We start from the raw sequence: 25,553 nt of genomic DNA, 5'->3' as shown, positions 1-25,553 counted from the left end.
TATCGGATTTGACCTTATCCGAAAAGATATAAAGTTTTGAACATCAGCAGAATGACTTTATACTAACAAACTTGACATTTCATGACACCTAAAGCATGTCCATACAATTATATTGGGATTTTCCTCGTAGTATCAGTGCTATTCGCATATTGCTTATGGTGGGTCAACAACATGGTTTAACAACTGAAAGTTGTATAGAAAACACGCTTATTTCTTTGAATGATTTATCGCAACCTAACTTTGAGGTAAAAGCAGAACAAGAATTTTTAGTTATTCGAAATTTACTTAAATTACTAGACTCTACAGTTCCTTTGAGTATAGAAGCAGGTCTAAGGCACCATACAACGACATTTGGTGCATGGGGTTTTGCCATTCTTAGTAGTCAGACAATGAAAGAAGCCTTACATTTTGCTATGCGATACTTTCAACTTAGTTCCATTTTTTGCAATTTAGAAGTTATTCAGGAAGATATATACACGTTACTGATTTTTGACCATAGTCAATTACCTGACGACTTAGCATGTTTTCTAGTTGAAAGAGATCTTATAACTGTTATATCAATTCAAAGAGATGTCTTGCCTATCCAGTTTCCTGTAATGAGCATTAATGTTGCTTTACCTCCACCTGTGTATGCCGATAAATTTCCCGAATTGGCGGGTTATCCCATTCAATTTAATCAACCGCGTAGCTGTATTATCTTTGAAAGCCGTTTGCTTGATTTACCATTACCTCAAGCAGACCCATTTATTCGTGCACGATATCAAGAGGAATGCCAACAGCTTTGGATGCGAAGAAGCTCTCTAGGCAGCTACAGCCAAAAGATTAGGAATATTTTACTTCTACAACCTTCTGAAATGCCTAAAATTGATGAAATGGCAGCACATCTCAAGGTCAACCTTAGAACCTTGCAACGCCATCTTGCAATTGAAGGAATTACCTATGAACAGCTTATTGACGACATTCGTAAAGACTTAGCCGAAGACCTACTCAAAACAACCAATTTAACAGTTGAAGAAGTTGCCATTCAATTGGGCTATTCTGAAGTTTCAGCATTTTCCAGAGCCTTTAAACGTTGGAAAGGCGTCTCACCGCGGAATTTTAGGTTGCAAAAATAAATTTAGATTCAATATTCTAATGTTTATCCAAGCCAGCTCCAGCAAGTAAACCTGTAGCATAATTCATAATTAATAAAACTAAATTATTTGCTTTTTCTTCTGATTCAGCTAAGCGCCCTTCCAGTAAAAGATGAGATAGTCCATGTACAAGGCTACAACTCAACATTGCTAATACTTCAACTTGAGCATCATCTTCACTCAACCCCAAAATTGAAGCCGTTAACCTTTGTAATTGTGTATATGTACTATCCGCAGCCTCTTTTAACTCAATTGCTTCATTCTTTTGCAAGTCAGGATTAAACATCAAAGCAAAGAGATTTCGATTATTTTTTGCAAAGTTGATATAGGCTAAACCAGATAATTTCAAAGCCTCCGGCTGAGAATTAGCATATTGTAATGTTTGACTTTGTTCCTCCTCTAAACGCTGAAATCCTTTTGCTGCCAGTGCTACTAGAAAGCTATCTTTGCTTTCGAAATGCCGATATACCGCGTTAGCACTTACGCCAATTTGTCTTGCCATTTCTCTAAAACTCAGACTTTCGGCATCATTGTTTTCTAAATGAAGCAACCCTGCATTCAATAATTCTTCACGTACATTTCCATGATGATAATTTGATTTTTGACTTAAATTTTCTGATTGCTTTAAAGACATGTTGACACCGCGCACATACTATAAGCATAATGTGTGCACTGAACACATTATGCTTTTGCTTGTAGTTTTATCCTCCAAAGAGAATAAATCCTATTTTGTTCAGTAAAAATGCTTAAACAAAACAATTACCTAAAAGTCACACTCAAACAATAAGGCTGTAAGGCAAAGGAGCTTGGACTCATAAACTTGAGTCTAATCATCTTTAAGCAAAGGAACTGATATGAATAATCTCAGAAGTATAAAACAGGCTTTCTTATTTACAATACCATTAATGTTGGTCAGTCCTCTTGTAAACGCCGAACTCAATGCCTTGAATGATAAAAGTTTAGCGAGCGTAACTGGTCAAGCATTCTTTAATCTAACCAATATTGCAGCCAATCAAAATGGTAATCCAAATACAGATGTAGGTTTTTATCGTCTCGGAATGGAAGCACAAGTAGAATTAAATGCGAATATTAAACGTTTACAGTTAGGTTGCGGTGGAACTAAAGGAGTGGGTTGTGACATTGATATTGAAAATATTAGTTTAGCAGGTGTCCTCCCCGTAAATGGTAGCTATGCAGGATCAGATGCCGTTATTACTAATCCTTTTATCGAGTTTGCTATAAAATCGCCGGACAAAGCTTCTACTCGAGAAATTGTTGGCTTTCGCCTTGGGGCATTAGGCATATTAGGCAAACTTGGATTGGGATCAAATACAGATTTAACAACATTAGCTGATGACACAGCAGGAATTAACTCTTTATCTGGTGATTTGAATTTAACACTTACGAATACTGTTCTGAAGAATGTAGTGATTGAAAATGGATTGATCTCTACAGAAGCACATATTAATGATTATAACAAACAGCTTATTCTTAACCGCTCTACATCAGCAACGCTGGATAATGTAGTCGCTAAAACTGGTCCACTAAGACTATTAGGTATCTTAGATCTACCTTTAGGTTTAACTCTAAGTAATGCCACATTAAAAGATTATCCGCTATCTGGTTTCCATGAAATTTTACTAGCTCAAGATGCAGCAGGAACAATTCCTACTAGTGACACATCACTATCCTTACAAAAGCAAGCTATCCAGTGGCAAAAAATAAGTTCTGGTAGCTTCGAAAATACGGTAGCTGCTCAACCTGGATGGTGGCTTTCCTTACCGAAAGTTATTCTCACTGATATCGAAACACAACAGCGGATTGATGTAGGACTTGGGGAAGCACTCGGAGGGCTAGTTGGTCGAGAGTTAATTATTAATCCTATTGACTCTGGACAGATAGGCATTAAAAACTGCTACGGGAACTTAAAGTTTTGCTAAGTAAAAATGGCATACAAACATTTATATGATGATTAAATTAAAAAAACTCATCGTTTTTATAGCATTATTAGCAGGGCTGAATACGACCCAAGCTACCACAGTCTATAGGTCAATAAATATGTGCTCAGCTTCAGTCCAACATATACCTGATAATATCCAGAGTTCTATCTCTAAACTTAAAGTAGGCTCAATAGAGTCAAATAGTTCAAACATCGCTTTTATTATTGCGTCCGCAATTACTGCAAAATACGATAAACAAATAGATTTAGACCTTATTACTGTTTACCTGCAAGCTCAACGAAATCAGAAAAATTTCCATTATTCACTACTTGATATCAAGAAAACTTTCGAGAATTTCAATATATCAGTTGAAGCAAAAAAAAATGCATCGCCCTTTGATCTGTTAAATTTAAGTAATGAAATACTGATTAGTATTGATCAACAAGATCAGCTCTTTGCACTAGTTGGCTCGTCGCAAGAATATGTATATTTAATTTATGGAATCATGAACCGAAAAGCGCTGATCTGCCCTCTTAAAAAATCTTTATTTATTCAAAATTTCACTACAAATAAGTTTTTAATTCTTAGATAGTTACCACCAGCCCCATTAAATAGAGAATTTTTATTAATCCCAATAATTAGGCTTATTTAATCACTAGAAAAAAATAAGCCTATATCTTTTTTAAAATTAATTTTAAAAAACTAATCGACTATTGGATTTAAATCTCGGTTCATTTGTACAATATCCTGATGTGTTGGATTAGCCCCTAAGCTTGAGAAGAGTTCTGGTAAATGATCACGCTTTTTTTGAGCCTCTCCTTTTTGAGCAATAGCGAGTCCTTTCTTCATCATGTTCTGGTCATAATCACAGCAATATGCTGGAGTAGATGGCTGTTGTCGCCAAGAATTCTCCAAATTCCCTGCATCTACAGGGTCAAAACCTATGTCATTAACAAGACTCATAACAACATTTTTTGCAGGTACACTATCTCCAGCTACAGCTATCGCTAATCTGTTTTTACTTCCTTCAACTTGACCTAACTCTGCAAGTGAATAAGCTAAAATATTATTAAAAGCTTTAACAACAGGCTGATTAATCTGCTTTGATACCCAAACACTTTCGGTCATCCCATGATCGAGTTCTTGAATATGTGGATCACGGAAATCAGGATAATAATTGCTGGTATCTATAACTATTTTCTCAGGTGAGGCCAAGCTAAATAAGTCCTTAGGCAGCTCTAGTATTGCAGGTAATGGAATAGATAAAATAATGATATCTGAGTAATTAACAGCTCCATATATATCCACTGCTACTACATTTATTTCATCTGCAATTTTCCTTACGCCTTCCACACCTCTAGAGTTTGCAACATATATTGTATGACCTGCTTCTTTTAAAAGACGTGCAAGAGTCTTTCCAATATTGCCAACGCCAATAATACCTATTTTCATAAAATCACCTTTTCAAGAACTTTAATACAGTTAACACTTTAAAGTTTAAAGACAAGCTGAGATAATAGGAAGTACACACAAAAAAGTAAGTATATATCTAAAAGGTAAGTATGAAAGCAGCTCGTGACTGGAATTGTGAAGATCCTCAGCAACGGATGGTATGGGCAAAAATCACATCTGAAGCCCTTAAAGTTATTGAAGGAAAATGGAAAATAATCATCATTTGCCAACTTTTTGCAGCAAAACACCCCTTACGTTTCTCTGCTTTAGAAAAGCTTATCGAAGGTGTTAATCAAAAAATGCTGATTCAGCAACTTAAACAATTAGAGCAAGATGGGATTATTAAACGTACTGTTTATCCACAAGTTCCCCCTAAAGTTGAATATGAACTTAGTGAAATAGGATTGGCTCTTGGACCTTCAATGGAAGCACTTATTGAATGGGCAGAATTTAAAAATCAAAAAAATAAGGCCTAAATCGTAAAACTTAAGCCTTTTTTGTTTTTTGATAAGCGCTCTACCAGCAACTTAAGATAAAAATGCTTTAATAGTTTCTTGCATACTTGTAGTAGCACGACCAATTAATTTGTGCAGGTCTTTGCTATCACTATATAAAGCATCTTTGGATACACCGTCATCTGAGTTCGCTAATATACTCGCAAAACCTTCTGGTAAACCTACTTGTATTAAGAGCGCCTTATATTCCTCTTCCGATAAATCATTGTAAGTTACCTCTTTTTTACTGATGTCACTTGTCCATCTTGCTACATCATCAAGCGTATAACTCGTATCACCTGCCAACTCATAGACTTTATTCTCATGTCCTTCTTGAGTTAAAACTACAGCAGCAGCTGTTGCATAATCTAAACGTGAAGCAGAAGCAATTTTACCGTGATGCGTGGCCCCGAAAATTTTGCCCTGTTCAACTGCTTGTGCCAACCCCATTGCATAGTTTTCGCTGTACCAGTTATTACGTAATAATGTATATGGGATGTCCGATGTTTTTAAATATTGTTCAGTCTCAACATGTTCTTGTGCTAATAGAAGCGGTGATGTATCTGCTTTTAATAGACTTGTGTAAGCAATAAATTTTACGTGAGCAAGTTTTGCTGCATTAATCACATTTTGATGTTGTGCTGTTCGTTGACCAATTTCACTCGATGAAATTAATAAAAGCTTATCGACACCTGCCAATTGAATTGAAAGTTCATCTGCATTATGAGCATAGTCAAAAGCACGAACTTCGATTCCTTTTGAACTTAATTCTGATGCTTTTTCTGGATTCCGCACCAATGCCACAATATTTTTTGCCTCAGTTCGTTCGAGTAATTGCGAAATAACGAGTTGGCCCAGTTGGCCTGATGCACCAGTAACTGCAATACGCATAATGTTCTCCATCTGATCTAGTTGATATATTTCAATCATCGTAGTACCTTAACTTACTAAAAGTAAGTACTTACCTAAAAGTAAGCTCAGAAACAAATGTAATTTTTTGTAATCAAGGTTATGAGCGATGAAAGGATATGTTTTTTCAGCAGATTGTCCCTCTCGAAAAATTTTATTAACACTCACTAGCCGCTGGAGTGTGTTGATTTTAGTTGCACTTCGAGATAAACGTCTGCGTTTTCATGAGTTAAAGAAAATTATTGATGGCATTAGTGAAAAGATGTTGGCGCAAACCTTAAAAACGCTTGAGAAAGATGGTTTTATCTTACGTCAGGATTATGCAGAAATACCGCCTCGTGTAGATTATCAATTAACAGATTTTGGGCGAGAAGCCTCTGAAAGACTCTTTGATTTAACCACTTGGCTTGAAAATAATTTATCCGAATTATTAGAAAATCAGCCTAGTAAAGACATAGTTCAAAACGGACTCGAAACTAGATAAATTATTGTGTATTCAGGTTTTAGGCTGCTTTCTTCACTACTTTTTGTGACTATTTTTTTAATAATTAGCTAAGGTTATTTTATAAAAGGATCTAAATAAAAAATTTATTTAGATCCTTTAAAAACAACTTAAAGTTTATTTCAAACCAAAAGTCTTTCGAATACTTTTATCAACTGGACCACTCGGCATAAATCGACGCAACTTGCTTAACAAAGATGCTTGTCCAGCAGGTGTACGGCGCATTTGCCAATCACTGAGTGCAGCTGTAACAATTGTATCAGCCACACTATCTGGCTTAGGTGCTTGATCAATCTGCTTTAATACGGCTTGAGTAGCGAGATCACGCTCATTGTCATATTCAGGAATTTTAGAACTTGCTACAGGTGCATTCTTATCTAAATTGGTTTTAGTAAATGAAGGCTGAACAATTGATACACGAATACCAAATTGGCGAAGCTCATGATCTAAAGATTCAGACAACCCTTCAACTGCATGTTTAGTAGCGGAATACAGTCCCATATACGGTGAAGGTAGGAACCCCAATACTGAACTAATATTTATAATTCTTCCATAATGCTGTATGCGCATATAAGGCAATACTGCTTGTGTCGTACGAAGAATGCTAAATACATTGGTGTTAAACAAAAACTCTGCTTCTTTTATCGAGGTCTCCTCTACTGCACCAATTAAGCTTGCTCCCGCATTATTAACCAAAATATCAATATGCCCCGCTTTATCAATAATAGAATGAATCCCGAGCTGGACAGAGTCTTCATCTGACACATCCATCTCGACAAGCTCAACGCCTTCTATAGGTTGAGCTTTGACTTTATTTCTGACTGTACCGAAAACTTTATGGCCGAGTTTAGCAAATTTTTCTGCTGTAACTTGCCCAATGCCAGATGAAACACCTGTAATTACAACCACTTTTGAGTTTGACATATGAACTCTAATACCTTTTTAATTTGAAAATTTGATCATTAAACTGCTGGTTTAGCCCCGATCTTGAACCAGATCGAATACATTGCTGGCAGAAAAACCAAAGTCAAAATGGTTCCTGCAAGCGTTCCGCCAATGAGTGTGTAAGCAAGCGTTCCCCAAAACACTGAGTGAGTCAGAGGAATGAAAGCCAAAATAGCTGCTAAAGCTGTCAAAATTACAGGTCTGGCACGTTGTACTGTGGCCTCAACCACTGCATTCAACGGATCAAGCCCAGCTTCTTTGTTTTGCTGAATCTGTCCAATTAAGATGAGCGTGTTACGCATCAAAATTCCAGACAATGCAATCAACCCGACTAATGCATTAATACCAAAGGGCTGCTGAAATAACAGAAGTGTTGGCACCACACCGATTAATCCCAACGGGCTGGTTAAAAACACCATAATCATTGCAGCGATAGACCTCACTTGAAGAATGATAATGAGTAGTGTCATTGCCAACATGATTGGAAAAATAGGAAGCATGGCTTTAGTGGCTTTACCTGACTCTTCAATAGAACCTGCCTCTACAATCTGATAACCCTTTGGTAAATCTTTAATGACTGGTTGAAGCTGTTTAGTAATTGCAGTAGATACATCGGGTGGTTGTAACCCTTCAGCAATATCTCCACGAACGGTCATTGTTGGCACCCGATCTCGACGACGAATGACAGGTTCTTCCATGCGAACTTCAATTTTGCCAATTTGTGCTAAAGGAATACGTTGCCCATTTGCTCCCGTTAGTGTGAAATCACCAATTTTTGCAGGATCTAGTCTTATATCTCCTGCTGAACGAGCAATCACCTGCACTGTACGAATATCTTCACGTACAGATGTAATTGGAATACCAGTTAACAAAAACTGTAATTGCTGTGCGACTGAACTTGATGTGAGACCAACTGCTTGTAGACGGTCTTGTTCCAATGTGAAATGTAGGGCTGGCACACGAGTTCCCCAATCCGTATTTACAGTTCGCATCATTGGGCTAGCATTCATAACTTGTTGAACCTGAGCTGCAATCACGCGTAATTTTTCTGGATCTGGGCCTGAAACTCGGTAAGCCACTGGATATGGCGAATAAGGTCCAAACACAAGTTGTGTTACACGTAGCTGCGCCTCAGTCGCAAGTCCATTTGAAATGGCTTGTCTTAAGCGGTGTTTTAAGGCTTCACGTTCTTCTTGATTGTCCGTTCGTACCACAATCTTGGCAAAGGCTGGATCTGGTAACTCAGGCCCCATCGAAAAATAAAAACGTGGAGCACCTTGACCAATATACGATGTCACAATCTTTGCTTCATGTTGCTTAGATAACCAAGCCTCAACTTTTGCTGTCGCAGCACTTGTTTGCGTAATCGATGTACCATAAGGCATCTGTACTTCAACAAGCACTTCTGGTCGGTCAGAGATTGGAAAAAATTGTTTTTTCACCAATGCCATTCCGCCTACGGCTAAAACAAATAACCCGATAACACTGCCGGCAACAATCCATTTACGTGCAATCACACGTTCAAGAATTTGACGAAAACGGTTATATCGTGGTGTGTCATAAATTGCAGTATGGCCACCTTCAATTTTTTTAAAATCAGGCAACATCTTCACACCCAAATAAGGTGTAAAAACTACAGCAACAACCCATGAAGCAATAAGTGCAATACCAACAATCCAAAACATATTGCTGGTATATTCACCCGCTGAAGAGCGAGCAAAACCATTTGGCATAAACCCTACAGCGGTGACTAACGTTCCTGAAAGCATCGGTGCTGCCGTATGGCTCCATGCATAGGCGGAAGCTGCTGTCCGACTAAAGCCTTCCTCCATTTTCACAACCATCATTTCAATCGCAATAATGGCATCGTCAACTAAAAGCCCTAAAGCAAGAATAAGAGAGCCAAGTGTAATTCGGTCAAAGTTTTTACCCGTTGCCAACATCACCACAAAAACAATCGCCAATGTGAGTGGTACAGCCATAGCAACCACGACGCCAACGCGCCATCCCATGCTAATAAAGCTTACAAACATAACCACAAGCAATGCTGCAAAGAACTTAATCATGAACTCATCTACCGATGAGCTAATATTGACCGCCTGATCAGTCACTTTGTTTAAACTGATACCCAAAGGTAAATCTTCGTTGATGGAACTAACTTCTTTCTCTAATGATTTACCAAGATCTAATCCATTCCATCCTTCGCGCATCACCACGCCCAACAGTAAGGTCGGTTCCCCACCATTACGAATCATGAATGTTGCAGGATCTTCAGTGCCGCGTTTAACAGTCGCAATATCTGACAATTTCAAGGTGCGACCTTGAGCCGTTATGGGGGTGTCACGAATTTTTTGTAACTTGTCAAAAGCGCCATCTAATCTGACAAAAACTTGAGGGCCTTTGGTTTCAATTGAACCCGCGGGAGTAAGCACATTCTGATTATTCAGTGCAGCAAATACATCTTGCGGATTTACACCTAATGTTGCCAAACGCTCATGCGAAAATTCAATATAGATACGTTCAGATTGCTCACCAATAATATTGACTTTCTTTACGCCTGGCACATGAAGTAACTGCTGTCGAATTGTTTCTGCATCACGCACTAATAATCTTTGTGCTTCATTTTTTGCCTTTAAAGCAAATAAAGCAAAAGTTACATCTGCATATTCATCATTAACGAGTGGTCCAATAACACCCGCAGGTAAGTTACTCATCTCATCATTTGCTTTCTTCCTCGCTTGATAGAATTCATCTTGCACCTGTGATGGTGGCGTACTATCAAGTAAAGTCAGTGTCGTAAAAGCCAAGCCAGGTCTGGTATAGGTTTCTGTTCGATCATACCAACGCAACTCCTGCATTCGTTTTTCGATTTTTTCTGCAACTTGATCTTGCATCTCTTGAGCTGTTGCTCCAGGCCAAGCCGTCACTATGGTCATCACCTTCACTGTAAAAGCGGGATCTTCGGCTCGACCTAACTTGAAAAAAGCAACGATGCCTGCAACTGAAATCAAAAAAATCAGAAATAGTGTAATGCCGCGCTCCCGCACAGCAAGGGCCGATAAGTTAAAACCTTTCTCACTCATGAGTGGTCCCCTTCATTTCCAACTGAAGGATGACTCGCTTGTGATGCAATACGTACCAATTCACCTTCGCGAAGCAAATGCGCACCTAAAGCAACAATTCGATCTCCACTTTGAATATTACCAGTGACATAGGCATATTCATCATCAAGCTGTTTAACAACAACGGGGCGCCACGTTACTTTCTGAGTTTTTCCATTAATTACCCAGACTCCAGCTCCCTTGCCCTTATCAAGTAAGGAACCGACTGGCACTTGTAAAAAATGCTGTGAACTCTGATTTTGATTGGCAATACGTACAGTAACCGTTGAACCTAAAGGAGCATTTGCTAAATCGCCTTCTAAGACGAAACGTGCCTCAAAAGTACGAGTGAGTTGATCTGCTGTATTTGATAACTGTCTAAGTTTAGCTGGGACACTTATATTTTCTTTACCAAATAGTGTGGCTTGACCAATAGCCCCTATTGCAGGACGTAGTGTTTCTGGAAGCTGAATGATTGCTTCCCTTTGACCAGAATGAGCTAAGCGAATGACTGTTTGACCCGCACTGACAACCTGACCTGGTTCGACCAGTGTTTCCATAATCGTGCCATCACCATCCGCAATTAAATCGGCATAATGACTCGCGTTTAATGCCACCCTAGCTTGAGCTTGAGTCGAACTGAGCTGCGCTCTCGCTGTGTCTGCTGCCGCTTTAATCTGATCATAGGCAGAAGCAGATATAGCCCCGCTTCCACGTAAATCCTGATATCGGGCTTCATCTTTCTCTGCTTGTTCTGCACGGGCTCTGGCTGCACCCACAGCTTCTTGTTGGGCTTTGGCTGCAAGTTCTAAATCAACCGGATCAATACGCATCAGTAGCTGACCGCGCTTTACTGTCTGGCCTGCTTCAACAAATCGTTTGATGACTTTGCCAGAGACACGAAAACCCAAATCACTTTCTACTCGTGCCCCTATCGTGCCTGTGAATGCTCTTGAATCAGAAGTGATTTCGTCTTGTACAGTTGCGACTCGTACTAACGGCGCCGAAGTACGGGGGTCAGATTGCGTATTTTCAGCACAACCGAGCAAGAAAAAAGGAAATATACATATTGCTGTAAACGGAATAAGGCGACGATAAAGCATATTTGAGCCCCCCTTAAGAAATTAATCAGGAGACTCATTTTTAATCAAGTGACCAATTTAGTCAATAGTCACAAATCTATTATGGCGATAAACTTCTCAGTACGAGGCTAGAAAGCAAGACTGGAGCATCTGTGTTATATGAAATACTATGTTGTAAAAGTAGTGGGTGTAGATAAGGTCTCATAACTAAATAAATAGCCTTAACTGCTTCATCAATTGGAGTTTTTCTTTCAAAATCACCAGATTGACGACCTTCTTGAATAATGTTTTGTAGTACTTTAAGGATTCGATTTTCATAAGCGACTGTTGCATCCCATTTCTCAGAAGCAGCAGAAACGGCAATTTCATAAAGCTTACGCTCTTGAGAAAATAAACGAAGGCTTGCTTCAACAATTACTTTAAATAACACCCTTAATTTTTCTGCGGGATACTCAGCTTCTTTAATGGCTGTATTAACTTCATCTTCAATTTCACGTAAACAATTGGCACATATCATTTCGCCAATCGCTTGTTTAGATTCAAAAAATTTATAAATATAAGCTTTAGAAAAACCTATAGATTTTGCAAGATCAGAAACTGTAGTTTTCTCATAACCATATCGGCTGAAATGCTCTGTAGCGGCACTCAGGATTTGATCTCTTACGTCATGATCTTCTGGTCCTCGCTTCGAAACAGGATAACTACTTTTTTCTTTACTCATATTTTCAATTTAAACCTTTATCTGAAAGTGGCAGTTTAACTCTTGCGAAATGATATTGACAACTAGTGACCAAATTGTATTATAGTCACAATTAAACTATTGTTCAAAATCTCGCCTCGGGGGAAATATGTTATCTAGATCTATCGTTCTCCTACCCATCATCGTAAGTACTCTTACTGCGTGTACCGTAGGTCCTAATTATAAACGCCCTAATATATCTCTACCCGAGCAATACCTTGGCACCCCCTTAAACTCATCAAATGACAATAGCAAAGCAGATATTGCCGTATGGTGGCAAAGTTTTAACGATCCTCAACTTACTCGATATGTCACATTAGCGTTAAAACAAAATCTTGATCTGACTCAAGCATATACTCGAGTGACTCAAGCTCAGGCTGGATTATCGGCAGCTAATGCCTCTTTACAACCAATAGGTACTGTTGGTGCACAAGCAGCTAAAGTTTACCAATCTGTTGAAACACCATTGGGGCAAGTTTTAAATTCAATGCCAGATTTTGACCGACATGGTAGTTCTTATGACGCAAATTTAAGTGCAACTTGGGAGTTAGATATTTTTGGAGGCCTCCGCAGAGATCGTGAAGCGGCTCTTGCAAATTATCAGTCTTCAAACGCAGGAGCCTCAGCCGTCCGTTTAATGGTCGCAGCTCAAACTGCTAATATCTATATTAATATTCGAGGCTTACAATCTCGATTAAACATTGCCCATCAACAATTACAAACCCAACAACAACTTCTTTCAACCATTAATCTTTTATACAGCAAAGGATTAGCTTCCGAATTTCAGGTCAAACAAGCCAAAGCGAATGTCGCTCAAGTTCAAGCTGTTATTCCTGTTCTTGGAATGAATCTAGATATTGCCATGAATGCTCTCGACGTCATGCTTGGAACCGTACCGGGAACTCACCGAGCAGAACTAGCAGAAGTAAAACCAATTCCGATTGTTCCTCAGATTACAGAAACCGGAACACCTCGCGATCTTTTACGTCGACGACCAGATCTCATCATGGCTGAAAGACAATTGGCAGCTTCAAATGCACGCATTGGCAGTGCGATTGCAGAATATTACCCCAAGGTATCTTTAGGCGGTTTGATAGGTAGTGCAACTACAGCAAGTGGAAACTTATTTTCAAGTGGTGCAAATCAGGCTGCTGGCTTATTAGGCTTGCGTTGGCGCTTATTTGATTTTGGTCGAATTAATGCAGAAATTAGCTTAGCCAAGGGCCAAGAAGCTGAAAAGCTTGCAGCCTACCAATTAGCCCTCTTACATGCAGCGGAAGATGTAGAAAACTCATTATCAACTTTGTCCAAACGACAAGAACAGTTAATGGCTCTCCAAGATGGAGAAAATGCATTAAAGCATGCACAGAAAATCGCTTTAATCGCCTATCAAAAAGGAATTAACAGTCGAATAGAAGTATTACAAGCAGATTCAAGCGCTTTGCAATTTTCAGATAGAAAACTTCAAGCACAAACTGATTCGGCCCTTGCAGCTGTAGCAGTTTACAAATCACTAGGTGGCGGATGGCAACCTCATGATTATTAAAAATTAATCATCTAGATTGAAAAACACAAAATGAGGAAGAGTAATGCAAAGTCATTTAAATTGTTATAGCAAGCCGGAGTAAGTGAGATGACAGATAAAAGTGAATCTTGGGTCCTTGTGACTGGTGCATCAAGCGGTTTTGGTATCGAGTTCGCCAGACAATACGCAGAGCAAGGTCGCTCGCTAATCTTAGTAGCGCGTACCTTGACTAAGCTTGAATCCATCGCTGCGGAGTTACGCCAGAACTTCAATATCGAAGTCATTGTGGAACAAGTGGATCTTTCCTCTATTCCTGCAGTTACTGCATTACATCAGCGCCTACGTGAAAGAGATATTGTAGTTGACGTTTTGATCAACAACGCAGGCCATGGACTACAAGGTCCATTCTTGGATGAGGCTCTAGATCATTCATTAGCAATGATCGATTTGGATATCCGCAGCTTGACAGCAATGACACGCCTGTTCGGTGAAGACATGCGCGCCAGAAAAAAAGGAAGCATATTGATGGTCGCGAGCCTGCTTTCTTATCAAGGCGTTAAGAATTTTGCCGTGTACTCCGCCGCTAAAGCCTATGTACTCAAGTTTTCCGACGCACTCCATCGTGAGTTCAAAAAGGATGGCGTCATCGTTACAGCACTATGCCCAGGCCTGTCAGATACAGGATTTGCTGCTGGAGCCAAACAAAAACTAACACCGACCTTAAAAATGATCATGATGCAGCCCAAGCCTGTAGTTCAAGCGGGAATTCAGGCACTTCAAGCAGGCCGCATGAGCGTGGTGCCAGGGTTTGGCAATAAAGCGATTGCTGTTCTAGCTTGGGCAACTCCGCGCTGGTTACACCAGACCATCATGGCAACCGTGATGGGAGTTTAGTCTCGTCAGACTAGCTGTTCATTCGATTCTGTAGCCAAACCTCTCTGGCTAACTCACAACCCTAAACAAGAGTTAGCTAGGGATTGCACATCTTATTGTGCTAGTGCTCATACAAAATGGTGAGGAGCTACGGCTCAATCGGTGGATTAGATGTATGCCTATACGAGTAATACCTTCGATCGCATGAACTCTCTATGAAATATAAACACAAAATGTCCGACACACATTTTCACCTCAAGGAAAGATGTAAAATGAAATTAAAAACATTAACTACAGCAATTATTTTAGTAACTTTACCTATGACAGGGGCATTTGCTGCATCTCTAGATCGTTCAGGTCAGTCTATCTCTGCATTCTTACAACCTGGCAATTACTTTGAAGCAGGTATTTCGGTATTAGATCCAAATGTTTCAGGTAAAGTGCGCAATGAATATTCACCAAATGCAACACCACCAAGCGCGATTGGTTTACAAAATACAAATATTAGCGATATGGGGGATGATTATTACTTCCCTAGCGCTGCGCTAAAACTACAAGCAACAGACCACTTCTCTTTTGGTTTAATTTACGATCGACCATTTGGCGCAGATGTTACTTATTCGCTCTCTGACCCAGCATCAACTGCTGCAGGTGGCTTAGGTCTATTTCACAATGGTACAGAGTCACTAGAAGTTGAAGTAAAAACCCAAAGTATTTCAATGCTGCTTGGCTATCAACCAAATGAAACTTTTAATTTTTATGCAGGTCCCGTTTACCAAACAATTGAAGGTAATGCTCAATTTCGTGGCTTAGCATTTGGTGGTAATAACAGCTTTGGTGGATATAATCTCAACATTAAAGAAACTGGCGGTGTTGGCTGGTTGGTTGGTGTTGCATATCAAATTCCAGAAATTGCATTAAAAGCATCTGTTACATATCGCTCTGAAATTGATCATGAAATGACAATTAATGAAAGCTCTATTGCAACATTAGGGCAAAATATTGGTACTTTTATTAATATGAATAATGGCTTGGAGCAAACAAAAATTACTACGCCTCAATCTGTTAATCTAGATTTCCAAACAGGCATCATGGCAGATACCGTTGCATTTGCAAATGTGCGCTGGGTAAATTGGAAAGATTTCACAATACGCCCTTATGCGTTCGGTGTGGCTTCAGAAATCGCAGGGCCATCTGTTGGCAAGCCAGATGGCTTTGATCTAGCCGCCTATAGTGATGACCAATGGTCAGGAAACATTGGTGTAGGCCGCAAGTTAAATGATCAATGGACAGGGAACATTTCTATAGGTTGGGATTCTGGTGCGGGTAATCTTGTGACAGCATTAGGCCCAACAGAAGGTTATTGGAATCTCGGCTTGGGGGCTCAATTCAGCCCAACACCACGAACGTTCATTGCAGGTGGCGTAAAATATTTCTGGTTAGGTGATGCTAAATTACAGACTAGCGCACAATTTGATACAGCAAACTATGTTGCAGAATTTAAAGATAACTACGCTATCGCATATGGATTAAAAATGGGCTATAAGTTCTAATTATTCATATTGAAAAAGCTATTTAGAATGATTTACCCCCGAAGTTAGTTGGCTTTATCTAATGGCTTTTAAAGACTGAGTTCTGTAACGTACAGGTCTCAGTCTTTTAAATTTATTCTTTCACGGTTTTCTCCAATTTATTAATTGCTTTAATTCTTCATCTTAGAAACATTTAGATTTAAGTATTTAATACTTTCCAATCCTACTTATATCGTCTTAGTGAAAACTCATGGGTCATGTGTGTCTTGTTTAGTATTATCAGCGCAACTTAACGAAAATAATGGAATTAAATATATTGCAGTAAATAAAATAAGGGCTAAAGCATATTAAAACCACAGCCTTGTAAAATTTTTAATAAATAACCAAATTAATAATAAGTCACAAACCCCTTAAGGCGATAAACTTCTTAATATAAGATCAGAAGGTAATCTTAGTACATTAGTGTTGATGATTAATTCTCTATTGTAAAAACAATGGATATAAATAAGATTTGATCACTAGGCAAACCACTTTGACTACTTCAGAAACGTAGTTCTTTCTTTTAAAATCAAAAAATCACATCATTTCGTATCATAGTTTTTTATTTTTCAATAAATGTCTAACTACAAAATAAAATACTGATTAAATTATAAATATTACAAACACCAGCTTAGGAAAAGTTATAGATTTTGCAAAATTAGAAACTGTATTTTTCTCACCACCCTAGCCGCTGAACTACTCTGTAGCAGCACTCAGGATTTGATCTCGCACCTCACGCCCCTCAGCTCATTCCGTCGGGAGAAGATAACTACTCTTTTCCCGATTCATATTTTTTTATTTAGCTGTTTTTGAAAATGACAGTTTAACGTAGCCTATCTCTTATTGACATTTAGTGACTAAATATTAATATAGTCACAACCAGTAATTGTTCAAAACACTGCCCAAATATGCCCTCTAAAACTCTCGTTGTCTTACCAATATTAGCTAATGCTTTGCAATTTTCAGATAGAAAACTTCAAGCACAAACTGATTCGGCCCTTGCCATTGTAGCAGTTTACAAATCACTAGGTGGCGGCTGGCAACCTCAAAAATTTTAAGACAACCCTATTGCAATTGTAGGCAAGTAATTCATAAAACGAGAATCTGTTATGCGAGAACAATCAGTACGCCAGTCTTTAAGTACACACGATTTAAATCATGCCATCTTAAACGGCCCAATAACCCAAGTAATGCTGAAACTGGCGTTACCGACCATAGCTGTTCTACTCGTACAAACATTAATTGGATTACTAGAGACATATTTTGTAAGTTCTTTGGGAACTGAGGTAATGGCGGGAGTAGCCGTTGTATTCCCAATTCTTATGCTCATGCAAATGCTAGCAAATGGTGGGTTTGGTGGAGGTTTAGCCTCAGCAATTGCTCGGGCTTCTGGAGCAGGTCAATCAGAAGATGTCCAATCCCTTGTCTGGCATGGTGTCATTCTTGCTGGTCTTTTGGGAGGAGTTTTTAGTATTGTTATGCTCACCGCGGCCCCCATGATCTACCACTTAATGGGGGTTACGGACTTAGCTTTGAATGCCGCTCTCAAATATTCCAATATTATTTTTATTGGTTCACCTCTCATATGGGCTGTAGCCTTACTCTCAGCAGCTTTACGCGGTGCAGGTGATACAAAAACCCCAGCTCGCATAACACTTCTAGGTGGCGTACTACTTTTGCCTCTATCCCCTATTTTCATTTTTGGCTGGGGATTCATTCCTTCATTTGGCGTGGCCGGAGCTGGACTCGCTGTATTAAGTTATTATATTTTTGCCATCATATGCTTAATTAAACACATGCGAACAACGCATAGCATTATCAAATTATCGATCAAGCCCATTAATTTTCAGTTCTTCAAAGATATTCTTGGTATTGGTTCACTATCCGCTATCGGAATAATTCAACTCAATTTAACTGTTGTCCTCATAACTACCCTAGTTGGTCAATTTGGATCTGATGCAATCGCTGGGTACGGTATTGCATCCCGATTAGACTACATACAAGTTCCACTTATGTTCGGTATCGGTTCAGCAATTATGACCATGGTTGGTATTAATTATGGAGCTGGACAATTTCAAAGAGCACGCCGTATAACATGGATCGGGGTTTTCATTACGTTTCTTATTACTGGTTCAATAGGGCTTTTCTTTAGTATTTTTCCTTCCATTTGGCTTGGATTTTTTAGTCATGATCCATCTGTTCTTCAAACTGGAACAAATTACTTGCAGCATGTTGCGCCTTTTTATGGCGCGATAGGTATTGGTATGGCACTTTATTTTGCAGGCCAAGGTTCAAAACGATTATTAGGCCCTCTCTTAGCAGGTACGATCAGAATGATCATTGCTGCTGTTATTGGAAGTATCTCTGTCTTATATTTTAATGCAAGTTTATCAACCTTCTTTCAAATCATTGGAGTCAGTGCTTTGATATTTGGTTTAGTATCTTGCTTGGCAAATTTTATACATAGATGAAGTCGCATTCAGTTTAAAAAAGGATTATTCGATCTTCTTAAAGATTTTGCACAAATCTTCTAGAACTGTGCTTAGCTCTTTTGTACCGTGCTAAGGGCTAAACTTAAAAATTTCTGGTTGAATTATTATGGGTAATTGGGTGGATATTTCAAAAGATACCAACACAGGTATTGAAACCATCCGTGCCCATTTTACTGGCCATGCCTATGACCCACACTTGCATTCAAGTTATTTAATTGGTGTAACAGAATCCGGCATTCAGCAATTTCACTGTCGAAAAAAACAAATCAATAGTCATGCTGGGCAAGTCTTCATGCTTGAACCCGAAGAAATTCATGATGGATATGCTCCTGCATCTGATGGCTTTACCTATCAAATGCTGTACCTACATCCAGACTGGTTAAAACAACGCATCCAAGGTTTATTTCATAATAGTCCTGACCAATACGAGTTAGTAATTGATGCACCACTAAAGTCAGATGAGCAGCTCGCTATTATCACTTCTCAAGCATTTCAACATTTACACTATAAAGAAATGAATATTGTGAAAGATAATAGTCTAGATCTACTTATTCAGTATATTGCACAAGGGAAATGGTTAAAAAAAGCTCACCAATCATCTTTTGCTCATACGCCTCGAATCGCATATCAAATTCGAGATATTTTGCATGATCATCTATTTGAGGATATTGGACTTGAAGACATCGCTCGCATGATAGGCCTAGACCGCTACCATATTCATCGCATTTTTAAAGCAACATTTCATTTAGCCCCGCATCAATATCTTATTCAACTCAGACTTACGCGAGCACGTGATTTACTCGCCAAAAGCATTGCTCCCGCACAAGTTGCTTCAGATTTATGTTTTGCAGACCAAAGTCATTTAAGCCGCTGGTTCAAACGTTGCTATGGTTTAACACCCGCAGCCTATAGAAAAATCTGCACAAATCTTCAAGATTAAAAATCTTAATTATTTCATCTTGTATGCCCCTATTAACTTAAGTCAACAAGATGGAAAACCTCACTGCATTTTCATTATTTGCTATTGTCGCCTCAATTACTCCTGGTCCAACCAATTTTATAATTTTGAGTTTAAGCAGCCGTTATAAAATTTCTAAAACGTTTCCTGTCATTTTAGGTTCTTGCATCGGGGCTGCCCTACTTGTACTCATCGTTGGCATTGGACTGGGTTCAACTCTTCTGGCTTACCCAATTATTCAAAAAATAATGACATTGATTGGTTTAATCTGGCTCACCTCATTGGCTTGGAAATTATATAACTACAATCCTGTTATTCCTTCCGGACAAGACAATGAAAAAGAGAAAATTGGTTTCCTTGCCGGATTTTTTATGCAGGCAGTTAATCCTAAAACATGGATGATGGCTTTTGCAGTGATTAGTGTTTACACAAAGCAAGGGCAAGATATCTGGCTAAATGTCTCAATTTTATCCTTCTTTTTTTTAATTATCGCAATTCCCTGTCTTTACATCTGGGCCTTAGCTGGCAGGTTAAGCAACCGATTATTTTCAAAACCAAAGCATATGAACATTTTTAATAAAATAATGGCGCTAACACTACTCATCTCTGTATGGTTGCCCATCCTATCTACGTTTTAATCATCGAAACTGGATAAGGACATCTGCTTTCTCGTACAAAACTTAATTTATATAACTTTTAATTATTAATGTTTTATATTAAGAATTACTTATTTTTATAATTTTATAAAATAACTTTTATTGAATATTCATTTAATAACCTAATAATTTTATTTTTAGAAACATACTGCCACATAACACATGTTACTTTTTGTTATTTATGTAAAGTTCACCTTAACAATGAAGCGAAATAAATCATTGTTAAATATAATTTTTTACTGAATCTTATTTTGTAAATTTCGTCTATTTTTTATACATTTGTAGGCAATTTCTCACAACTATGTAAGCCAAAACTTACAACATAACCAATTGTTTTTCCTATAATTAATTTCAGTACATAGGCACTCTTTACTATTAAATAGAAAGCTGAATATTAATGAAGAGATCTGGAGAAACGGTAACGTTATCTTTATTAATATAAAAATTCTTAATAATAGAAAAAGAATCTCAAAAAATTAATATGTACTATCTTTCCTTTGGAAACAGAGGAAAGATCTTTTTTTAATCATCAGATAGGATATAGAAAATGTTTATTGCAAAAAATATATTTGTATATTTACTATCAATGTTAGCTTTATGCTTACTGATTATTTTCTTTAACTACCTTGGAATGAATGAGACGACTAACCTTCTGCTCTCTTCAGCACTTTTTGGAATATTCATTACTTGGTATTTCAAAGGTAGCGGCCTGTGTCTCGCCTTATTTAGTTTTTTTTACTGGGCAATGTTTGTGATTAGCCAAAGTTTAGAAGTGATATGGATGCTCGCAAGTTCAGTCATTGTCTATCTGGTGATGACTAGAATGATTCCTAAACTCAAGACCATCCATATTGATGTGATAGCTAAAAAGGGTTCACCCCACGCTTAACCATACCGACTTTCTTAACTGTATTAATTTTACTTTGCTCAGCACGTAATAATTCATTTAAGAAAATTTTTAAATTTTGCTCATCAAGACAAATGGGATTAAAACTAGTTTCTCCCATACTTAAAAAGAAAGATTCAATATTCGTATTACGCTGTACATATTTCATTGACCAACGCTGAAAAGAGTTATTCTCGATGGAATATGTACATAGCCATTTAACATTATAGTGCCTTTGATCATTTTTAATTTTTTCAAATAATCGCTCTACTAACTCTTGTTCACCTTCTAAGCATTGAAAGAAAGCATTATCAGCATAATAGAGCACACCACAAATTTGATTCAAATCGTTGAAATTTCTAGCTTCTGTCAGGATATCACGTAAATCTTGCAATAAATCTTCATTTTTTTCATTTCGTTGGCTGGCATAACACAGTCGAACGTTCATTAACAATTCCGTGAAATATAAAAATTTCATCATCTAAAGATTTTTCAATCTAACACATATCTATTCCTGATAATTTATATTTCACACCTACATTAAATCTATGCTTTAAACAAACAACTGATGAGTGATTTCGAAAACTTGTTAGACTTACAAACCATTAGATATAAAAACAAAAAGCCCTCTTATAAGGGCTTTTATATTGCTTAAAAGAAAATAGAATTTCTTTAAAGACTAAAATAAAAAAAAGCACTAAATAGTGCTTTTTTTCTTACTGAAATATTATTGTGGAATAATATTTACAGCATTTGGTCCTTTTTGACCTTGAGTAACAGTAAACGTTACACGTTGACCTTCGTGCAAAGTTTTGAAACCTGAACCAGAGATCTCTTTGAAGTGAGCAAACACATCTGGACCGTTGTCTTGTTGAATGAAACCGAAACCTTTAGTTTCGTTAAACCATTTTACTGTACCGCTTACTGTATTAGACATGATATATCCTACTGATTTCTAATATTTTAGCATCATTTAATAATGACACTAACATAACTTTGAAAAAAGAATAACAAATTGAGTTAAGATCTTAAAAAACGAAGGATTATGACTAAAACTACGATACTTTAAAGAAGATTTACTAACAAGACTTTTTTCTAGTTAAGAGCATGATACATGAAATAAATTTCTATTCAAGCTTTTTATGAAAAAATTTTTATAAATTATAATAAAAAACCAAAAAACAATAACTTAATAAGGCAACTAAAAACTTAGTATATTCCCTACTTAACCAACAACTTACATCTGATTAGATAAAATATCGGTGAGCAGAAGCATAAGTTAGTTATAACTTATTAAATGGGAGAATAAAATATAAACAAAGAGACGAAATAATTTGAGTTTTAAAAAATTCAGGCAATAAAAAAACTCCTAAAAGAGGAGCTTCATTTTTAAATCATTGGCAGAGGATCAAGGACTCGAACCTTGACGAACGGTTTTGGAGACCGTCATGCTACCATTACACCAATCCTCTATATTTATGATTAAACAACTAATAATTTAATCATAAAAAAAGCAAGAACATCGTCTTGCTTCTTTTAATGGTGGGGGCGAAGAGACTCGAACTCTTACACCTTGCGGCGCTGGAACCTAAATCCAGTGCGTCTACCAATTTCGCCACGCCCCCATCTGGGACATTTATTTAAAATAAATGTGGCAGAGGATCAAGGACTCGAACCTTGACGAACGGTTTTGGAGACCGTCATGCTACCATTACACCAATCCTCTTCCAAAACATAGATGACTTAACATCTACATTAAACTTTAAGTTTAACTTAAAGTGGTGGGGGCGAAGAGACTCGAACTCTTACACCTTGCGGCGCTGGAACCTAAATCCAGTGCGTCTACCAATTTCGCCACGCCCCCGATGGCTGTGTATATTAGCGATAAGATCTAATAGTGACAAGTGTTTTTTTTCTAAAAAAAACTGACCGTGTAAATTGTATACAGATACTAGATCAATGATTTTTATAAGTTTGAATGTGCTTTTAAACAATTCATCGCTTCAAACACGTTTGCAAACCTATTTTTTTGTTGTTTTTGCAATAAACCCGAAAGCAATGGATGAAAAATCATAAATTGTTTGGGCAATCGAATGGTTAAGTTTTGGCAATGCAATACTGCCCACTCGTAGTAACTCCCTGCTTCTAAGCGAGTTTGAGTTAACCATTCATATAGAACTATACCAAAAGCGTATAAATCGCTTTGTATACCCTTAGACACGCCTCTAAACAGCTCTGGAGCCATATAGCGTGGTGTAGCATCCATTCTTAAGTCGGAGCTTGATATAAGTCGGGCTTTCTCAAAATCAATCAAATAAGGATTTTGCTCAGACTTTCGAAAATGCTCTGTCTTAATATCCCCATGAATCCAACCGAATCTATGGAGTTCTGTGAGCTTATCTAACGCGAACCAAATCGTATGATATACATCAGTCAAATCAGTTTCATGAGGCAACGAACCAAACCACAAATCAGTATCAGGTAAAATTAAAACCTTACCTAAAGAATGGTTTATCTGAGGAATGGCATCAACTTCGATTAAGTTATGGGGTAAAAGCCACGCAGGTCTCTTCTGATTAATTTCTTCGTAAAACAATTGTTCTTGAATGAAATCCTGCTCACTTTGGACATCTGTTTCAGATAAATGATATTTTAACCAATAGTCTTTGTTATTAATGCTGCATGTCCATAGATACCGCCCTAAAGCGGCACTCGCAGGTTTTGTCACACTTTTTAAGTTTTGTATATGCGAAGCAAAATCATGCTTCAGCATAGTAAGACTCAGGCTGTTGTTGCTTTTCTTCAAAACGTAAAACTTCTAAACAATGCTGAATCGTCTTGCCAATACGAGCATGAGTCTCAATCGAAGAAATTTTTGGCCAAGTCGCCCGTTCCCCTTCTCGTTGCAAACGTTTGAACAAATGTGGGCGCGGGTTTTGTAAAGTATAGGTATAGTGACTCAAGCCATATTTAGCAATGATATTCACATCACCATAATAACGCTGCCCCATTACACCATAACCATGATCGAGTAACCTTCTAATCGGAGAAATAGAACCAAGTCTTTGCCGTGTAAAGTCCATAAGTCCCATCGATAGCACTTTACCTTGGCGTCTTAAAATCCGTTCAGGCCAGCTTAAAACGTCTTTACGAAAGCGGTCTGCATCATTTTGCATAAATGGAACAATATGTGGGTTCACCTGACTGGCAATCGTGTAATTCAAGTTATAAAGCCGCGCCATTCTTTCTTGCGGAAAATCATTTCTTACACTGCCATCCACCCATTTTGTATTTGCCATATAAGGCGTGTGTTCACCGTCATAACGTTTGCTGGTTAAACGTACGGGTGGAAATAACACAGGTACAGCACATGACGCCAACACAGCACTCCACACTAAAACATTAGGCGTCATAATGGCATTCATGATTCGCGGGTTTTCTGTTGCATCGTACGGCGCAACCGCAACATTAATGTTTAAACCTGATTTTTTAAAAGCCTCTTCAAACGTAAGATCACCTAGATTTTCAACAAGGAACTTTTTCAAATAGTGCACATCGGCAATGCCACCATTTCCTTTAATGAGTTCACGAAGTTTTCGAAAATGAAAAGCATCGCTAAAAAATTGCTCTCCATTTAATAGATTTTGAACATCTTCACTGGCAGAAGTTCCGAGCATGCCTGTCATAATTGCCCCTGCACTTGAACCAGAGAGCACTTTAGGCATTAAATCTTGTTCAATTAAAGCTTTACAGACCCCAGTGTGAAAAAGGCCTAAAGTTGCTCCGCCAGAGAACATAAGAGCTGGTTGCCCATATGCTTTTTCACAATTTTCAAAAAACTCAATTTTTTCTTTTCTTTGGAAAGTAATACATTCACTTGAAGCAATAAAAGCCAAGCTTTGACTAACTTCTTCAATATAATCTTCAATTAACTTTTTTGTTCCCACATGTGTTGCAGCAAACAACATAGGGTGACCAATGTTTGCAATATCGTAGGTTAGACCTTCCTTGAGTAAATAGATAAGATCGAGCGTTCGATGTTGCTGACGATATCTTTTCAGTAAAGTGTATCTATAAGAAATAAGCTCTGCATCGAAGTAAGGCGAACTATTGTCAAATTTCCACTCTTGAACACCTGTTTCTTCATCTAGTTGTAATGCAAAAGACTTCCATTCTTCATAAGATTCAGCCATGTCTAATTGACGTTGTAATTTTTTGATACGGTAGGCCTGATGCGGATTCATATCACTGCGTATTTTTTCAAACATATTTCGTCCTCATCTTCACAGATGATT

The 25,553-nt window shown here is 37.9% G+C and carries 23 protein-coding genes and 4 tRNA genes; 12 read left to right on the top strand and 15 right to left on the bottom strand.

Going from position 1 to position 25,553, the window contains the following annotated elements:
* The first annotated feature begins 95 nt into the window (after positions 1 to 95).
* Positions 96 to 1,115, top strand: coding sequence for an AraC family transcriptional regulator (locus F935_RS03410; RefSeq protein WP_016137616.1), 1,020 nt, complete (start codon positions 96 to 98; stop codon positions 1,113 to 1,115).
* Between the two features lie 16 nt (positions 1,116 to 1,131).
* Here F935_RS03410 and F935_RS03405 read toward each other — a convergent pair whose 3' ends face one another.
* Positions 1,132 to 1,767, bottom strand: coding sequence for a TetR/AcrR family transcriptional regulator (locus F935_RS03405; RefSeq protein WP_016137615.1), 636 nt, complete (start codon positions 1,765 to 1,767; stop codon positions 1,132 to 1,134).
* 220 nt (positions 1,768 to 1,987) lie between these two features.
* Between F935_RS03405 and F935_RS03400 the strand changes: the two genes are divergently transcribed.
* Both F935_RS03400 and F935_RS03395 read left to right on the top strand, forming a co-directional pair.
* Positions 1,988 to 3,073, top strand: coding sequence for a hypothetical protein (locus tag F935_RS03400; protein ID WP_016137614.1), 1,086 nt, complete (start codon positions 1,988 to 1,990; stop codon positions 3,071 to 3,073).
* Positions 3,074 to 3,191: 118 nt separating this feature from the next.
* A complete protein-coding gene (locus tag F935_RS03395) occupies positions 3,192 to 3,665 on the top strand; it encodes a hypothetical protein (RefSeq protein WP_016137613.1) in 474 nt (157 codons plus the stop codon).
* Positions 3,666 to 3,775: 110 nt separating this feature from the next.
* Here F935_RS03395 and F935_RS03390 read toward each other — a convergent pair whose 3' ends face one another.
* Positions 3,776 to 4,525 (bottom strand): NADPH-dependent F420 reductase, encoded by a 750-nt coding sequence (locus F935_RS03390; protein WP_016137612.1) that lies wholly within the window; start codon positions 4,523 to 4,525, stop codon positions 3,776 to 3,778.
* 110 nt (positions 4,526 to 4,635) lie between these two features.
* Here F935_RS03390 and F935_RS03385 point away from each other — a divergent pair, with 110 nt between their 5' ends.
* Entirely contained in the window at positions 4,636 to 5,001 is a 366-nt protein-coding gene (locus tag F935_RS03385; RefSeq protein WP_016137611.1) for a winged helix-turn-helix transcriptional regulator, read from the top strand.
* Positions 5,002 to 5,052: 51 nt separating this feature from the next.
* Here the strand turns inward: F935_RS03385 and F935_RS03380 are convergent, their stop codons facing one another.
* Positions 5,053 to 5,910: an SDR family oxidoreductase gene (locus tag F935_RS03380; RefSeq protein WP_035366031.1), complete on the bottom strand. Its 858-nt coding sequence runs from the start codon at positions 5,908 to 5,910 to the stop codon at positions 5,053 to 5,055.
* Between the two features lie 127 nt (positions 5,911 to 6,037).
* Between F935_RS03380 and F935_RS03375 the strand changes: the two genes are divergently transcribed.
* Positions 6,038 to 6,412 carry a winged helix-turn-helix transcriptional regulator gene (locus F935_RS03375; RefSeq protein WP_016137609.1) on the top strand — a complete coding sequence of 125 codons (375 nt, stop codon included), beginning with the start codon at positions 6,038 to 6,040 and terminating at the stop codon, positions 6,410 to 6,412.
* A gap of 135 nt (positions 6,413 to 6,547) precedes the next feature.
* Here F935_RS03375 and F935_RS03370 read toward each other — a convergent pair whose 3' ends face one another.
* From F935_RS03370 to F935_RS03355, 4 genes are all read right to left on the bottom strand, one after another.
* Positions 6,548 to 7,354 (bottom strand): oxidoreductase, encoded by an 807-nt coding sequence (locus F935_RS03370; RefSeq protein WP_016137608.1) that lies wholly within the window; start codon positions 7,352 to 7,354, stop codon positions 6,548 to 6,550.
* A 38-nt stretch (positions 7,355 to 7,392) separates the two neighbouring features.
* Positions 7,393 to 10,458: an efflux RND transporter permease subunit gene (locus F935_RS03365; protein WP_016137607.1), complete on the bottom strand. Its 3,066-nt coding sequence runs from the start codon at positions 10,456 to 10,458 to the stop codon at positions 7,393 to 7,395.
* Entirely contained in the window at positions 10,455 to 11,579 is a 1,125-nt protein-coding gene (locus F935_RS03360; protein WP_016137606.1) for an efflux RND transporter periplasmic adaptor subunit, read from the bottom strand. Before F935_RS03360 ends, F935_RS03365 begins: the two co-directional genes overlap by 4 nt.
* 79 nt (positions 11,580 to 11,658) lie before the next feature.
* Complete coding sequence (locus F935_RS03355; protein ID WP_016137605.1) at positions 11,659 to 12,279, bottom strand: TetR/AcrR family transcriptional regulator; 621 nt, start codon at positions 12,277 to 12,279, stop codon at positions 11,659 to 11,661.
* A gap of 127 nt (positions 12,280 to 12,406) precedes the next feature.
* Between F935_RS03355 and F935_RS03350 the strand changes: the two genes are divergently transcribed.
* From F935_RS03350 to F935_RS18695, 7 genes are all read left to right on the top strand, one after another.
* A complete protein-coding gene (locus F935_RS03350) occupies positions 12,407 to 13,843 on the top strand; it encodes an efflux transporter outer membrane subunit (RefSeq protein WP_016137604.1) in 1,437 nt (478 codons plus the stop codon).
* A gap of 87 nt (positions 13,844 to 13,930) precedes the next feature.
* Entirely contained in the window at positions 13,931 to 14,716 is a 786-nt protein-coding gene (locus F935_RS03345) for an SDR family NAD(P)-dependent oxidoreductase (protein WP_016137603.1), read from the top strand.
* 251 nt (positions 14,717 to 14,967) lie between these two features.
* On the top strand, positions 14,968 to 16,248 hold the full coding sequence (locus tag F935_RS03340; RefSeq protein ID WP_016137602.1) for an OmpP1/FadL family transporter: 1,281 nt from the start codon (positions 14,968 to 14,970) through the stop codon (positions 16,246 to 16,248).
* A 1,127-nt stretch (positions 16,249 to 17,375) separates the two neighbouring features.
* Positions 17,376 to 18,737, top strand: a complete 1,362-nt coding sequence (locus F935_RS03335) for an MATE family efflux transporter (protein WP_016137601.1) — start codon at positions 17,376 to 17,378, stop codon at positions 18,735 to 18,737.
* A gap of 127 nt (positions 18,738 to 18,864) precedes the next feature.
* The gene (locus tag F935_RS03330; protein ID WP_016137600.1) at positions 18,865 to 19,698 is read left to right on the top strand and encodes an AraC family transcriptional regulator; all 834 of its coding nucleotides are present in this window, start codon (positions 18,865 to 18,867) and stop codon (positions 19,696 to 19,698) included.
* 50 nt (positions 19,699 to 19,748) lie between these two features.
* Entirely contained in the window at positions 19,749 to 20,354 is a 606-nt protein-coding gene (locus F935_RS03325) for a LysE family translocator (protein ID WP_016137599.1), read from the top strand.
* A gap of 565 nt (positions 20,355 to 20,919) precedes the next feature.
* Positions 20,920 to 21,261 (top strand): hypothetical protein, encoded by a 342-nt coding sequence (locus F935_RS18695; protein WP_016137598.1) that lies wholly within the window; start codon positions 20,920 to 20,922, stop codon positions 21,259 to 21,261.
* Here F935_RS18695 and F935_RS03315 read toward each other — a convergent pair.
* From F935_RS03315 to F935_RS03280, 8 genes are all read right to left on the bottom strand, one after another.
* A complete protein-coding gene (locus tag F935_RS03315) occupies positions 21,236 to 21,706 on the bottom strand; it encodes an AnBLUF65 family BLUF photoreceptors (RefSeq protein WP_016137597.1) in 471 nt (156 codons plus the stop codon). The genes F935_RS18695 and F935_RS03315 overlap by 26 nt on opposite strands.
* A gap of 279 nt (positions 21,707 to 21,985) precedes the next feature.
* Positions 21,986 to 22,195: a cold-shock protein gene (locus F935_RS03310; RefSeq protein WP_003650775.1), complete on the bottom strand. Its 210-nt coding sequence runs from the start codon at positions 22,193 to 22,195 to the stop codon at positions 21,986 to 21,988.
* A gap of 461 nt (positions 22,196 to 22,656) precedes the next feature.
* A tRNA-Trp gene (locus F935_RS03305) sits at positions 22,657 to 22,730 on the bottom strand.
* A 68-nt stretch (positions 22,731 to 22,798) separates the two neighbouring features.
* Positions 22,799 to 22,883, bottom strand: a tRNA-Leu gene (locus tag F935_RS03300).
* Between the two features lie 27 nt (positions 22,884 to 22,910).
* Positions 22,911 to 22,984: transfer RNA gene (locus tag F935_RS03295), tRNA-Trp, on the bottom strand.
* Positions 22,985 to 23,037: 53 nt separating this feature from the next.
* Positions 23,038 to 23,122 (bottom strand) — tRNA-Leu (locus F935_RS03290).
* 102 nt (positions 23,123 to 23,224) lie between these two features.
* Positions 23,225 to 24,031, bottom strand: a complete 807-nt coding sequence (locus tag F935_RS03285) for a protein kinase domain-containing protein (RefSeq protein ID WP_016137596.1) — start codon at positions 24,029 to 24,031, stop codon at positions 23,225 to 23,227.
* Positions 24,018 to 25,526: a DUF3336 domain-containing protein gene (locus F935_RS03280; protein WP_016137595.1), complete on the bottom strand. Its 1,509-nt coding sequence runs from the start codon at positions 25,524 to 25,526 to the stop codon at positions 24,018 to 24,020. The genes F935_RS03285 and F935_RS03280 overlap by 14 nt, the downstream gene beginning before the upstream one ends.
* Positions 25,527 to 25,553 lie beyond the last annotated feature (27 nt).

Origin of the sequence: Acinetobacter calcoaceticus ANC 3811, assembly GCF_000399665.1 — a bacterium.
Lineage (GTDB): Bacteria > Pseudomonadota > Gammaproteobacteria > Pseudomonadales > Moraxellaceae > Acinetobacter > Acinetobacter calcoaceticus_B.
Note: the sequence above shows the minus strand (reverse complement) of the source record. Positions and strands in the feature narration are given on the sequence as shown.